At 72.2% G+C, this 12,631-nt stretch carries 19 protein-coding genes; 18 read left to right on the forward strand and 1 reads right to left on the reverse strand.

The annotated features are described in order from the left end of the window. The 5 genes from ABZ719_RS31105 to ABZ719_RS31125 all read left to right on the forward strand — a co-directional run bounded on the left by ABZ719_RS31105 (nt 1) and on the right by ABZ719_RS31125 (nt 3,869). Nucleotides 1-447, forward strand: a complete 447-nt coding sequence (locus ABZ719_RS31105; protein WP_366728491.1) for a conjugal transfer protein TraB — start codon at nt 1-3, stop codon at nt 445-447. A gap of 87 nt (nt 448-534) precedes the next feature. Next, on the forward strand, nt 535-2,823 hold the full coding sequence (locus tag ABZ719_RS31110; protein WP_366728492.1) for a hypothetical protein: 2,289 nt from the start codon (nt 535-537) through the stop codon (nt 2,821-2,823). A 39-nt stretch (nt 2,824-2,862) separates the two neighbouring features. After that, nucleotides 2,863-3,051, forward strand: a complete 189-nt coding sequence (locus tag ABZ719_RS31115; protein WP_029380917.1) for a hypothetical protein — start codon at nt 2,863-2,865, stop codon at nt 3,049-3,051. A 42-nt stretch (nt 3,052-3,093) separates the two neighbouring features. After that, a complete protein-coding gene (locus tag ABZ719_RS31120; RefSeq protein ID WP_366728493.1) occupies nt 3,094-3,285 on the forward strand; it encodes a hypothetical protein in 192 nt (63 codons plus the stop codon). An 86-nt stretch (nt 3,286-3,371) separates the two neighbouring features. Beyond that, a complete protein-coding gene (locus ABZ719_RS31125) occupies nt 3,372-3,869 on the forward strand; it encodes a hypothetical protein (protein ID WP_366728494.1) in 498 nt (165 codons plus the stop codon). An 83-nt stretch (nt 3,870-3,952) separates the two neighbouring features. Here ABZ719_RS31125 and ABZ719_RS31130 read toward each other — a convergent pair whose 3' ends face one another. Beyond that, nucleotides 3,953-4,171 carry a hypothetical protein gene (locus tag ABZ719_RS31130; protein WP_366728495.1) on the reverse strand — a complete coding sequence of 73 codons (219 nt, stop codon included), beginning with the start codon at nt 4,169-4,171 and terminating at the stop codon, nt 3,953-3,955. A 91-nt stretch (nt 4,172-4,262) separates the two neighbouring features. On the opposite strand from ABZ719_RS31130, the gene ABZ719_RS31135 reads away from it, so the two are divergent. From ABZ719_RS31135 to ABZ719_RS31195, 13 genes are all read left to right on the forward strand, one after another. Continuing rightward, a complete protein-coding gene (locus tag ABZ719_RS31135; RefSeq protein ID WP_366728496.1) occupies nt 4,263-5,027 on the forward strand; it encodes a hypothetical protein in 765 nt (254 codons plus the stop codon). A 251-nt stretch (nt 5,028-5,278) separates the two neighbouring features. Then, nucleotides 5,279-5,701, forward strand: coding sequence for an RRQRL motif-containing zinc-binding protein (locus ABZ719_RS31140; protein ID WP_366728497.1), 423 nt, complete (start codon nt 5,279-5,281; stop codon nt 5,699-5,701). Between the two features lie 148 nt (nt 5,702-5,849). After that, the gene (locus tag ABZ719_RS31145) at nt 5,850-6,467 is read left to right on the forward strand and encodes a hypothetical protein (protein ID WP_366728498.1); all 618 of its coding nucleotides are present in this window, start codon (nt 5,850-5,852) and stop codon (nt 6,465-6,467) included. After that, complete coding sequence (locus tag ABZ719_RS31150) at nt 6,464-6,763, forward strand: hypothetical protein (RefSeq protein ID WP_366728499.1); 300 nt, start codon at nt 6,464-6,466, stop codon at nt 6,761-6,763. The genes ABZ719_RS31145 and ABZ719_RS31150 overlap by 4 nt, the downstream gene beginning before the upstream one ends. Before the next feature lie 4 nt (nt 6,764-6,767). After that, on the forward strand, nt 6,768-7,343 hold the full coding sequence (locus ABZ719_RS31155) for a hypothetical protein (protein WP_366728500.1): 576 nt from the start codon (nt 6,768-6,770) through the stop codon (nt 7,341-7,343). Nucleotides 7,344-7,456: 113 nt separating this feature from the next. Then, nucleotides 7,457-7,837 (forward strand): hypothetical protein, encoded by a 381-nt coding sequence (locus ABZ719_RS31160; protein WP_366728501.1) that lies wholly within the window; start codon nt 7,457-7,459, stop codon nt 7,835-7,837. 276 nt (nt 7,838-8,113) lie between these two features. Further along, nucleotides 8,114-8,785, forward strand: a complete 672-nt coding sequence (locus ABZ719_RS31165; RefSeq protein ID WP_366728502.1) for a hypothetical protein — start codon at nt 8,114-8,116, stop codon at nt 8,783-8,785. A 117-nt stretch (nt 8,786-8,902) separates the two neighbouring features. After that, nucleotides 8,903-9,847 (forward strand): ATP-binding protein, encoded by a 945-nt coding sequence (locus ABZ719_RS31170; RefSeq protein WP_366728503.1) that lies wholly within the window; start codon nt 8,903-8,905, stop codon nt 9,845-9,847. 226 nt (nt 9,848-10,073) lie between these two features. After that, nucleotides 10,074-10,748, forward strand: a complete 675-nt coding sequence (locus ABZ719_RS31175; protein WP_366728504.1) for a GGDEF domain-containing protein — start codon at nt 10,074-10,076, stop codon at nt 10,746-10,748. After that, nucleotides 10,745-11,188 carry a hypothetical protein gene (locus ABZ719_RS31180; RefSeq protein WP_366728505.1) on the forward strand — a complete coding sequence of 148 codons (444 nt, stop codon included), beginning with the start codon at nt 10,745-10,747 and terminating at the stop codon, nt 11,186-11,188. The genes ABZ719_RS31175 and ABZ719_RS31180 overlap by 4 nt, the downstream gene beginning before the upstream one ends. Continuing rightward, nucleotides 11,185-11,466, forward strand: coding sequence for a hypothetical protein (locus tag ABZ719_RS31185; protein ID WP_366728506.1), 282 nt, complete (start codon nt 11,185-11,187; stop codon nt 11,464-11,466). The genes ABZ719_RS31180 and ABZ719_RS31185 overlap by 4 nt, the downstream gene beginning before the upstream one ends. Nucleotides 11,467-11,488: 22 nt before the next feature. Continuing rightward, the gene (locus ABZ719_RS31190) at nt 11,489-11,662 is read left to right on the forward strand and encodes a hypothetical protein (RefSeq protein ID WP_366728507.1); all 174 of its coding nucleotides are present in this window, start codon (nt 11,489-11,491) and stop codon (nt 11,660-11,662) included. Nucleotides 11,663-11,673: 11 nt separating this feature from the next. Next, nucleotides 11,674-12,549: a histone-like nucleoid-structuring protein Lsr2 gene (locus ABZ719_RS31195; protein WP_366728508.1), complete on the forward strand. Its 876-nt coding sequence runs from the start codon at nt 11,674-11,676 to the stop codon at nt 12,547-12,549. Nucleotides 12,550-12,631: the final 82 nt, after the last annotated feature.

The following is a 12,631-nucleotide window of genomic DNA, read 5'->3' on the forward strand; positions in this document are numbered from 1 at the left end:
GTGAGTGACAACCTCCCCGCCATCCCGGGCATGAACAACGGCGTCGTCGGCACCGGCGGCGCCAGCAGCGGCAACGGGTTCCTCGCCCTGGCCGGCCGGACCGCCAAGCTCGCCGCCTCCGCCCTCTTCCTTAAGGAGGGCATGCACCTGCTCCGCTCCCACATGCAGGCCAACGCCAACGCGGCCATGCGCCTGTCGGAGATGTGCGGCCAGGCCGAAGTCGAGCCCCGCTTCACCTCCATGATCGAGGACACCTCCACCGCCCTGACCGGAGTTGCGGAGGCGTCCGGCGAGATGGTCAACGCCGCCGACGCCGTCGACACCGACGCCCGCGGCTTCAACTCCGCGCACGACCGGGAGTACCGCCCCGGCTACGAAGCCTCCAACGGCTCCGGAGTCCGGCAGGCCAAGCCCGGCTTCTACCGGCGCACCGGCCGCCGCAGCTGAACAACCCCTCACCCCGCAGCAGCAGGGGCCGCACCCAGCGGATCGGGTGCGGCCCCTGCCGCTGCCTGCCCTTGAACGGAGGCAGTGTTGAGTACCATCGACCAGGCGGCGCCGGCCGCCGACACCACCAAGCGCGTCCCGGGCCACGTCATCTACCGGCGCGTCCTGGCCGAACGCACCTCCTACGCCCTCGCGGCCGCGGGCATGGCCGTCGGCCCGCAGCTCGACGACAGCGCCTGGTCCTACCTCGCCTCCGGCGGGATCGGACTGGGCACCCTCGCCTGGCTGTACACGAAGACCAAGGACCCCGACCAGGGCCTGAGCGTCCTGACCCGGGCCCAGCGGGCGATCCCGTTCCTGACGGCCGCCGGCACCTACGTGGCGAACCTGATCACCCCCGGCTTCAACTGGTGGGAGGCCGTCGCCCCGGCCGCCTGGGCGTCCCTGATGGGCTGGATGGCGCCGCTCACCCGCAGCGCCGGCCTGGTCCTGGAGCTCACCGAGCACCAGGCGCAGACCGGCCCCGCCCGGGAGCTGACATACACCGAGTTCCTCGCCGCGAAATGGGCGCAGGCCACCGGCGACGGCACCCGACTGGTGTCCATCACCCCGTTCAGTGCCGACCGGCCCGACTTCGAAGCCGTCGTCGTCGCCCAGGCCGGGAAGGCCGTGCCCACCTTCACCGAGGTGCAGCTGGCCGCCGCGTTCGACTTCCCGGTCGGCACCGTGAAGATCCGTCCGATCCAGGGGTCCGGGCCCGGCCGGATGCGGCTGGTCGCTCGCCCCACCAGCGAGGACGTGGAGGCCGTCGCCGAAGGCATCCGCGGCCTGTGGGAGAGCGCGGTCGCCGCCCCGGGCAAGGCCGCCCCCGGTGTCGAGCTGCTCGACTACCGGGCCGAACCGCACCGCATCGTGCTGCTGGTCGCCTCCCCTCCGGGCAAGGAGATCCACCTGCCGCACACGGCGATCTGCTCCGCCTTCGGCATCGACGACCCCTCCCGGCTCGTCATCGAAACGGACGGCATCCGCCAGGGCGTCGTCTCCATCTACAAGACGAACCCGCTGATGAAGGTCCGCAAGGCCACCGCCGATGACCTGACGATGGACTCCAAGGGCCGCGTCACCATCGGCGTCTGCCACGACGGCAAGCCAGCACGGATGCGACTGTGGGACCCGAGCCAGGGTGCGCTGCGCGGCATCACCGCCGGCGTCACGGGAGCGGGCAAGTCCGTCCTGCAGAACCTGATCCTCGCCGCGGAGAAGAGAAGCAGCGTCGTCTCCTGGGTCGGCGACGTCCAGGGCGGCATGAGCCTGCCGGAGGCGGAGGGCCGGGTCGACTGGTTCGCCAAGGGCCCGGTGGAGACGCTCCTGATGCTCACGGCCGCGCACGCGGTCATGAAGTATCGCGAGCGGATCTCCAACGAGATGGGCCGCGGCGACTTCGCCCTCAACAAGCCGTGGCCGCTCATCAACATCACGCTGGACGAGATCAACCGGCTGCTGTCCCACCCGGACGAAGCGATGCGCAAGGCGACTGCCTACCTCATCGCCGACATCCAGAAGACCGGCCGCAAGGTCGGCATCGGCATCCGGCTCGCCGTGCAGTCCCTGCACCTCAAGGACCTCGGCGACGACGACGCGATCCGCCAGCAGGGCAAGGTCGGCGCGCTGTTCCTCATGCGCACCGCCTCCTCCTCCACCAAGGAGATGGGCCTGGACGGCATCGCCCCGGCCGGTTTCCAGATGGAGAACATCCCCGCCCGGATCTACGAGAACGGGCAGATCGAGGCGCTGTTCTCCGGCAAGGACGACGAGGACGGCGAGTCCACCGCGGGCATGGCGTACATGTTCCTCGACGGGCGCGCCAAGTTCATGCGCACCTTCTTCGCGGAAAAGAAGGACGGGGTCTACCCCGACCTGATCGCCCTGTACGGCGACGAACCCGCCACCGGGTTGACCGAGGGCGAGGCCAAGGCCGCGCAGGCCGGGGCCGCGATCTACGGCGTGCGGCACACCAACCCGTACGCCGACTGCGACACCCTCGCCCAGGCGTTCTCCGACGCCCCGGGCAGCACCCCGGCGGCCGGCGCCCCGGCCCCGGACGCCGACGGCGGAGACGGCGATGAAGCACCCGCCGCGTTCGAGGCGCCGTTCGGCATTCCGTTCGGCGACGGCAGCCCCGACATCGGGGAGGAGCCCGGCCTCCAGGACCAGATCCTCGAACTGCTCACCGACGGACCCAAGCAGCTCAAGGACCTGCGTGCCGCGCTGCCCGGCTTCCAGCCCTCCAGCGTCAGCAACGCCTGCTCCCAGCTCAAGGCGAAGGGCCTGGCCATCTCGCGCAAGCGGGGCCTGTGGCAGCTCACCGACAACTGAACCGACCGCACCCACCACTCACCGAAGGAACCGATACACATGGCCCTGTCGATCTCCCTGGTCCTCCTGCTCGGCATCATCGTCGTCATCCTGGTGCGCACCGGCTACCAGCGGATCATGCCGGGCATCGCCGTCTGCCTCTTCGGCTTCTTCCTCGCCAGCACCGGCATCGCCCCCACGATCACCAGCGCCGTGTCCTCCCTCACCGGATGGATCAGCAGCTTCTGACCACCCCCGATCCCCCCGCCGAACGAGAAGGAGAACACCCCCATGAACCGTCCCCTGGTCCTGGTCGTCGACGACGCCACCGACATCCTCGCGGCCAGCCCCGAGGCCCGCGCCCTGGTCGCCGACCTCCTGCGCACCGGCCGCCAAAGCGGCCTGGTGGTCCGCTCCAAGACCCGCCGGCCGTTGCAGTACCCGACGCCGGCCGCGCTCGAGGACGCCGCCGACCAGCAGTAGCCCGCCCGCCCCTTCTCGCCCCCTGCGCCCTCCCCGCCACCACGGCGGGGAGGGCGCCCCGCGTCTGCCCCGAAACGGAGATCACCGTGGACTTCGAGCCCATCACCCGCCCGCTCACCGACGACGAAGCCAAGGCCGAAGCCGAGCGGATCATCGCCCGGTCCTTCCGGCCCGAGATGCCGCTCGTGCGGCACATCCCGACGTCGTTCCGCGACGACACCCCCCTGCCCGCCTACGGCGACACCCCGCCCGTCCATCAGGACGACAAGCGGATCGTCCCCGCGTGGGCGGCCGGGATCGCGGTGGCCTCCATCGGAGTCGGCGCCGGCATCACCGGCATCGGCTGCGGGACCTGGCTGGTCCTCCAGGGCCTGGCCTCCGTCACGCTCTACGGCGTCCTCATGGTCACCCTGCCGTTCGCGGGCCTCGCGATGGTCGCCACCGCGATCGGCGGCGCGATCAGCAAGGCCCGCAAGTCGGTGTCCAAGACGGTCTACGAGGGCCCGGTCGTGCAGAACACGCAGATCAACAACACCAGCAACCAGCGCGGGATGTTCTCCCGCACCCGCAACGACGTCCGCTGAACTCCGGGCGCCCTGCCTCGTATCCGACACCTCACCCACAGGGCCGGGGCTTCGGGTGCGGGACAGGCCGTCCGGCCTCGCGGTCAGTCGTAGTCGATCCAGATCCGGCCGTGCTCATCGACCTCGGCACCCCGGATCTGCCCGTCGACGATCGCGCCGTTGATCGTCACCTCGACGTCGTAGTCCACGTCGATCCACAGCACGCCGTCGTCGTCGGTGAACGCGGGCCAGATCGTCCCGTCCGTGTCCACGACCTCTTCGAAGACGACTTCTTCCGGCTCATCGCGGGTGAACCACCCCATCGCAGCCGCCCCCTCTCTTCAATCCCGTCGCTCACAGCTTGGCCCACTCGCACGCTCCGTGAACCCCGCATCGACAACAAGGAGTTGCCCCGTGCAGACCAACGACAACACCGGCCGCGGCCGCCAGGAGCTCGCCTACCTTCCCGTGCCCTTCCCGAAGGCCCCGCCCAAGGAGCCGCGGTTCACCGCACTGCGCACCTGGTGGCAGGAGGCATGGGAGGAAGGCGGCGTCCTGCACGCGATGTGGGAGGACGTCCTCAGCGCCCCCAAGGACGGTCTGCACCACATGGCGCCCTGGCTCCGGGCCGTTCTGATGGTGGCCGGAGTGTCCTTCGTCGTGCTGATGGCCCAGGCCGCCGGCGAAGTCGTCCTCCAAGGGCTGCGCCAGCTGCTCACCGCCGCGCCCAAGGTGCAGGTCGGCGTCGACACCTCCCACGGCGTGTTCGCCGTCGTCGACCAGCCGGTGCGCACGTACATCGCGCAGCACTCCGCCGGCCTCCCGGTCGCGGCCTCCACCGTCTACACGCTGTGGCTGCTCACCGGCATCACCGGCCTGGTCCTCGGCTGCTTCTCCCGCAACAACGGGGTGCGCGCGATGTGGTCGGCGTGGGGCGCGGCCTCCGTGTTCATGGTCTGGACGGCCACCCCGGCGACCAGCCGCCCCCTCGCGGCCGGCCTCGCAGTCCTCGCCTGGACGCTCCTGTCCGCGTTCGCGATGCGCGGCCTGACCCTGCGCCGCCGCGTCGTCGGACGCCCGGCGAAGGTCTCCGTCAAGCCCGAGATCCACGTCCACGTGCCCGCCCCGGCCCCGGCCGACGACCAACACCCGCGCAGCATCTGCCCCTTCCGGGACTGACCTCCGGTCGCTCCGCCTGGTCCTCGCCCACCCTTCGGGTGGGCGAGGGCTGGACAGGCCGACCGGCCACCTCGCGCCGCGCCCGCCGACGAACAGCCGGCGGGCGCGGCGCTTGCTGTCCACCGACATCAGGAGGAACCGCTCGTGCTCATCTCCCGCCCGCGCCGCCGGATCGGCCGGCCACGCCCGCAGCGCCCCGGCCCCCGCTATCCGCACCGCCCCGACCGGCTCCCCGGGACCTGGAGCAGGTGATGGCCGAGCAGGACCAGGACCTGGTCGACGTCGACCCGCACGACCCCGGCGACGGCTCCTTACCGGTCTTCCGGTGGCGCCAGGCCGGCGCCGGGCTCGCGACCCGCCGCCAGCTGCGCGAGATGGGGCTGCGCCCCGACGGCCAGGAGCCCGTCGCCCGGCTCGAATGCCGCGGCGGGAAGCGGTGGGCGTGGCTGTACCGGATCGACCTGGCGAAGCCGAAGCTCCCCATGACGCTCGCGAAGGAAGCCGCGCTCGACAAGGCGATGGCGGCCCGCCAGACATGCGGCACCTGTGGCAGACGCTATTTCCACTGCCTCCCTCTGAAGACCTTGGGGTCCTGCCTGGAGTGCTACGACGGCACGCCCGCCGCCCCCGCCTCCTACATCACTCCCCCGGCCAAGCACCTGCTCGCCGCCTGAGCCGAGAGACCGAGCCGCCGTTCTGAACACCACCGCCCCCGGCCGGAGACCGGCCGGGGGCGAAGGCACCACGGGGCGTCCGCAGCATCGGCAAGAGGCCGGCCGCCCCGCACCCCACCCCGAATCCGAGATGAGGAGCACACCCAGCATGATCGATCGCCTCCGCGCCATCGAGGGCCTGGCCCTGGTCGCCGCCCTGACCGCCGTCTTCGACGGAGTCCACGCCCTGGGGGACCAGTTCGTGCAGAACTCGCACGACGCGACGACCAAGGGCATGCACGGCTCCCACCTGGTCTACAAGAACGACGGCTCTGCGGTGGAAGAGAACCCCTGGCGGCACGGCAAGGAAGGCCGCACCTGCACCGCCAGCGCGTACGGCCGCCGCTCGGTGAGCCGACACGTCGCCAGCTACAGCGCCGTACAGCTCGCCTCCACCCTCGCCGTCACCCGCACCCTCGGCTACCGCGTCCCCGCCAGCGCCCTGCTCACCGGCGCCGCGATCAACGCGATCACCCACGGAATCCTGGACCGGCGCGAACCGCTGCTCTGGCTCGCGGAGAAGGCCGGCAAGTCCGACTACATCAAGCACGCCACGGTCGTCCGCAAGACCGGCGGCGAGGGCACCGAGTACCCGAAGGCCGTCCAGGACGTCTCCGGCCCCGGCACCGCGCTGATGGAGCTGGACCAGGCGGCGCACCGCGCGATCGGCGTGGCCGCCGCCCTGGTCACCACCTGGATCACCTTACGCAAGGGCGACCGCCGGTGACTCCCGCCTGCGGCTGGGGCCAGGCCGTTTTCCGGGGCGGGCGGTGCGGCATCGAGCACACCGCCACCACCGAGGACGACCACCTCAAGGCCGTCGGTGCTCACCGTGACGCCCACGCCGTGTGGGACCGGCTCAACCCCAGCGAGCGCCGGAGACGACAGCCGGTGAGCACTCCCGCCATCTTCTTCGCCACCTACGCCAGCCTCGCCGGCGCGCTCATCACCCCGTTCGCGATCGCTGCCGGCCCTCGCACCATCGCCCGCATCCACGCCCAGGCCAACCAGAAGGAGCAGTAATCCCATGGCACTCACCCTCTTCTCCCGCACTCGCCCCGCCACCGAGCCGGAGCACACCCCGCAGCCGCGGCCGGAGATCGGCGAGACCTGGAAGCCCGAGGGCGTCATCGTCACCCAGCGCTTCCTCGGGCTGGCCGGTGCCGTCGTCCTCGTCTACACCGCCGACGCCGGGGTCAACGGCACCTACTACGCCGTCGCCTGCCTGGGCTGCTCGTACCGCACCCGCTCCAAGACGGACCGCGACAACTACATCGCCTCCGAGCACGTGGGCGGGGAGATCGCCAACGCCCACGCCGCTCAGTGCCGAGCGCTGCCCCGCGACCTGCCGCCCCGCCCCGACGACGCCGCCGCCCGCGAGATCGTGCGCAGCCGGCTGAACGCGGAGCGCTGCTCCGACTACGACTCCACGGTCTACCTCACCAGCTTCCACCTGGACCGCCTCGCCCTCCAGCGCTCCACCGAGTGGATCGAGGAGGAGCTGCAGCGCCTCGCGGACGAGGAACCGGAGTTCCTGACCACCAAGCCGCGCACCTACGGAACCGGCACCGAGTTCACGATCCTGCGCCGCCCGAAGCGCTGACCGGACGCTCTCCGTACGGCCCCGCCGCACCGCCTCTGGCGGGCGACGGCGGGACCGTGCGGTGTCCGCCCGGTCAGCCGAGACCCGACGACAGGCCCTCCCCGGAGGTCACCGTGCCCCTCGCCCGCCGCTCCCTCATGGAAGCCGCCGCCGCCCGCTTCGGCTGGCGCCGCGCCTACAGCGACACCACACAGGTCGACACGCTGCTCACCGAGCAGACCGAGACCGCCTACACCGAGGCCGCCGACCACGCGCAGCTGGCGACCACCAAGAACGCCGACGTCCTCGCCGTGCAGCCCGGTGTCCTGGACGTCCGCGGCCGTGTCCTGGCCGACGTCCTCTACCTGGAGGGCGTCCTGACCGGCGCCCGCAACCGCGGCCTGCCCCCGGAGCTCATCGAGCGCCTGGAGGATGCCGTCGGCCACGGCCACGAGCTGGCCGTGCTGCTCGCGGACACCGTCCGCACCACCGCCGTCCACGCGCCCGGCCACTGAGCGCCCGATCACCACCAGCGATCCGCGCCTGACCGCCGACGTGCGTACCCCGACCAACACCCGGTTACCGAGCGGCCCCGGCCGCCAACACCCCCTCGTGGAGGACCGCATGGCCCGCAAGCCTGTCACCTGGTACATCGCCACCCCTACCGACGGCATCATCGAGATGTCCCGGCACGCCGGCACCCCGGTGAACCTCGCCGCCAACATCGGCTCGACCACCCCAAGCCCTGCACCAACCGGTGGTTCGACGAGAGCCCCTTCTCGTACTTCCGCATGGTCAAGCGCGTCGGCGAGGCGCTGGAGGACACCGGCATCTGGCCTATCACCTGGCCCGTGCGGCTGTGGATCGTCCAGCCGCTCGGCGAGACCGGCAACTGGAACCAGCGCCACTACCCCTACCGGCTGCTGGCTCACCGGATCCGCGTCCTCGAGGAGACCGACGCCCACCGCGCGCTCGGCGCCGCCGGCCGGGACGTCCTGGACGTCATCCAGCAGCAGATCCCCGAGCGGGCCGTGTGCTGGGCTGCGGACTGGGACGCCGACCCCGAGGGCATGCGCCAGCGGCAGTGGAACTGGGAGCAGTGCGGCGGCCGCACCTGCGGCAGCGGGCGGTGGGCGACCTCGGTGGCTCTCACCACGTCGCACGCCCGCCGGGAGTCGGCCGCGCAGACCTGGATCGAGCATCTCGCGCGCCGCGCCGTCGACCAGGCCCTCACGGACACCGACGCCAGCATGTACGCCTACAGCTACGCCTACGGCCGTGCCACCGGGCATGCGGTCGCCGCCCAGCACCACGGCCGCCTCGACGCGTACGTCCTGGACGCGCTCCGCGGCACCGGCCTCGACACCCCCACCGCCGTCGCCCGCCAGAACCCGGCCGCTGAGTGTGCTCAGGACCTCACCGGGATCCGTGAGTTGACCGCCCGCGCCGCCCCGCCGGCCTGACGAGCCGGAGGCAGACAGGGCACCCGGGACGGCCGTCGGCGTAGGAACCCGGCCGTCCCGGTGCCACCCCTTCCGCCACCAGAGCGCAATCCGACAGAAGAAGGAGCAGATCCCAGCATGCACGCAACCGTGCCCCAGTCCCCCGCATTCGGCGCCGCACAGTCACTCCACACGACGTTTCCCGACCCCTCGCTGATCGTCCTGATCGGGGCCGCCGGGAGCGGCAAGTCGACCTGGGCGCGTACCTGGCCGTCCACGCAGGTCCTGGAACTCGACCACTTCCGGGCGCTCGTCTCGGACTGCGCGGGGGACCAGGCGGCCACCGCGGACGCGGTCGCCGCGCTGCACACCGTGCTGGAGGCCCGCCTCGCCCGGAAGAGGACGACCGTCGTGGATGCGACCCACACCGAGGAGCGCGTCAGGACCCGGCTCGTGCAGGCGGCCCGCCGCCACGGCGTTCCTGCCGTCGCGTTCGTGGTCCCCGCCCTGGCCGAGGTGTGCGTGCAGCGTCAGGCCGGGCGCAGTGCGGAGCGGGCCGTGCCCGAGGCCGTCGTGCGGCGCCAGCACGCCGAGGCCGTCGCCGCCTTCCCGCAGCTGCACGACGAGGGTTTCGACCGCGTCGTCTTCGCGGACAGCGTCCGCCGCCTGGAGCTGCTGCTCAAGCGCGCCGCCGACACCCGCCGCCGTGAGTCGGGCTGGGACGGCGATGCGGGTCAAGCGCTGATCCGCCGCGTCCTGGGAGCGGAGCTGCTGCCGCTGTGGCAGTGGCGCGAGGCCCCCGCGTTCACCGGCTGCGACCGGATCGGTGAGATCCGCCTCGGCGGTGACCGGATGATCCTCGCCCTCCGCGCCGGCGTCCTCGACCTGCTGGTCCCCTGCCCGTACGACGAAGCGTGCACCGCCCCCGCATGGCAGCCCGTCCACTGCGCCAGTGACCTGCTCGCCGCCTACACCGCCACCCGCCCGCACCCCGACACCTGCTGCACCGTGCACGGCGGCCCCGACGACCACCCGCACGCCACCCTCCGGAGGACCACGGTCCCCGCCCCGCTCCGAGCCTGACCGGCCGAAGGCAGGCAGGCCCGGGACGGCCGCAGCATCGGCAGAGGTCGACCATCCCGGACCGCTCCCGTCCCTCACGAGACCGGGAGCACTTCCAGCATGCCTGAACCGCCCGGCACCGCCCGGCGGCAGGCACCCACACAGCAAGAGGCGCACCCCCACGCCTGGACAGCTCGGGGTGCGCCTCTCTCATTCCGCCCGCACGGGCGAGAACGGAACCCCCATCATGCCCTCTTCCACCCTCTTACGTCAGCCGCCGCGCACCCTCGTCATCGCCGCCACCGCGCTCCCCCTCGCCCTGGCCGTCCTCGCTGACGACGTCCGCCTGCGCCGCCGACTGGAAGCCGCCCACCGCGACCCGCTCACCGGACTCCTGCGCCGCGACGCCTACACCGCCCGCGCCCGCCGGCTCCTGGCCCGCCACGACGACGACACGACCGTGGTCATGGTCGACGCCGACAGGTTCAAGGAGATCAACGACGGCCTCGGGCACGCGGCGGGCGACACCGTCCTCGCGTCGATCGCGGCCCGGCTCACGGCCTGGGCGCGTCCACGCGCTGCGGTCGGCAGGCTCGGTGGCGACGAGTTCGCCGTGGTCCTGGAGCTGCCCGCCGAACGCCGGGAGCAGCACCTGGAGCAGCTGGTCCGGATGCTGCACACCCCGGTCACCCTGGACGACGGCCGCACGGTCGCCGTCGCTGCCTCGGTCGGCGCCGCGTCCCCGGACGTGATCGGCACCCGCGACCTGACCGCTTTACAGAGGGCGGCCGACGCCGCGCTGTACGACGGTAAGCACACCGGCCGCGCGGTGCTCGCCACCTCCGCACACGCCACGGTGCCGTCCGTCAACGGGCGCCGGGCCAGCCGTCCGGGCACGAGCCTGTGGGGGCGAGCCGCATGAGCATCGCCACCCTGCCCGAAGGTGACTGGATCCGCGGCATCACGATCCGCCAGCCCTGGGCGACCTGCATTCTCGCCGGGAAGAACCCGGAGAACAGGCCCGTCAACTGGCCGTGGCAAGGCTGGGTCCTCATCCACGCCGGCAAGAAGAAGCCGGAGCCCGCCGTGCTGCGCGACCCACTGGTCGCCACCGCGATCCGCGGCCGCGAACTACACCTGGGCGCGGTTATCGGCGTCGCCCGCCTCACCGACTGCCACCCGGACCGGGGCCCAGGGACGTGCACCAGCCCCTGGGCGGAGCGCGGCGCGCACCACCTGGTCCTCGCCGACGTCCAGGAGCTGGCCCTGCCCGTGCCCGCCACGGGCGCGCTTCCGGCCTGGAAGCCGACGCCGGACCTGCTGACGCAGGTGTTCCAGCAGCTGCCCGACTTCCGGCCTTGACCCGCACCCGAGGCAAGAAGCCGCTGTTCGAGCCGGGCTTGGTCCCGGCTCCCGGCGCTCTCCTCGAATGGCGCGACAGCCAGCACTTCGACCGCTGGCAGGACCGCCCCTGCGTGCTGTGCGACAAGCCCACGCCCATGCGCTCCCACTACGGGGAGCCCGTGCACAAGGCGTGCGCTGAGGACTGGATCGCCGCGAACCCCGTTGAGGCCCGCCGCCTCGGTCGGTTCGCCTCCGACATCCAGACCAAACGCCGGCGCGACGACGACCACGCCTGAACCCCTCCACCAGGAGGCGCCCATGAGCGACACCCAACGCGACGTCGAACACTCCCTCGCCTACCCCGAGCCGCCCGCCTCCCCGCTGTGGCACCGCCACGGCGCGAAGGCCCGCCCGCTCACCGAGGCCCAGCAGAAGCGCAACCGCGAGCTGCTGGTCAGCGCTCAGCGCAAGCCCCGCCCCAGGGCCGCGTAGGAGGGCCGGCCATGTTCACCGACATGAAAGAGGCCCTCGCAGCCGAGGATCTCGAACTCACTCCGCTCGACAGCGGCCAGAACGCTGCTGCTGCCCTGGTGGTCGCCCACCACGCCCGTGACAAGGCCGACCTCGCCGACCTGCTGGGCGCGCTCGGACTGCCCTGCAGCGAGGACGACCTGGTGACTCTGCTCCCCCACCTCGCCACCCCCGACACTCCGACGGCTGGAGTCCCGATGCCCGTCAACGCCTTCACCGCTACCGCCGTCTCCATGCTGAACAACGGCGACAGCCCCGAGCACGTCCGCGACACCCTCGGCCTGTCGGAGGCCGAACTCGCCGACGCTCTCCAGCACACCAAGATCACCGAAGTCGTCCAGAACACCGGGCTGCCCGCCCCCGAAGCGGACACGGAGGACAGCACCCCGGAGACGGCCGCCGCGGAGCCCGGCAGCACGATGGACACCGACGGGATCGAGGCCCTGCTCGGGTGGGCGGGGAGCCACCAGGCTGCCTCCATCCGCAACCGGGCCGCCCGCGTGCGCAGCGACCTCACCGAGCTGTCCGAACGCCGTACCGCCGACGCCGCGCAACGGGCGGCAGAGGAGCGGGTCGCCAAGGCCAAGGCCGAACTGGAGGCCGCGCAGGCACAGCTGCGCCAGGTGAAGTCCGGCGGCCGCGCCGGCACGGAGGACCAGGCCACCGCCGCCGTGGTCGCTGCCCCGGAGCCCAACGGCAAACGCAGCAAGGAGGAACTGGCCGCGATCCGGGCCTGGGCGCGCGCCAACGGCCACCAGGTCGCCGACCGGGGCAACCCGGCCAAGGCCGTCCTGGACGCCTACGACGCCGCCCACCGCACCACCAACCTGGCGGAGGCTTCCCAATGAAGTTGTCAAGCCGCTGCGGTGACGGGCGGTACGACTTGATAGCACCGTCGGTCGCGGATCAGAGCCCACAGCACGTTGACGC

Source organism: Streptomyces sp. NPDC006743 (genome assembly GCF_040703815.1).
Lineage (GTDB): Bacteria > Actinomycetota > Actinomycetes > Streptomycetales > Streptomycetaceae > Streptomyces.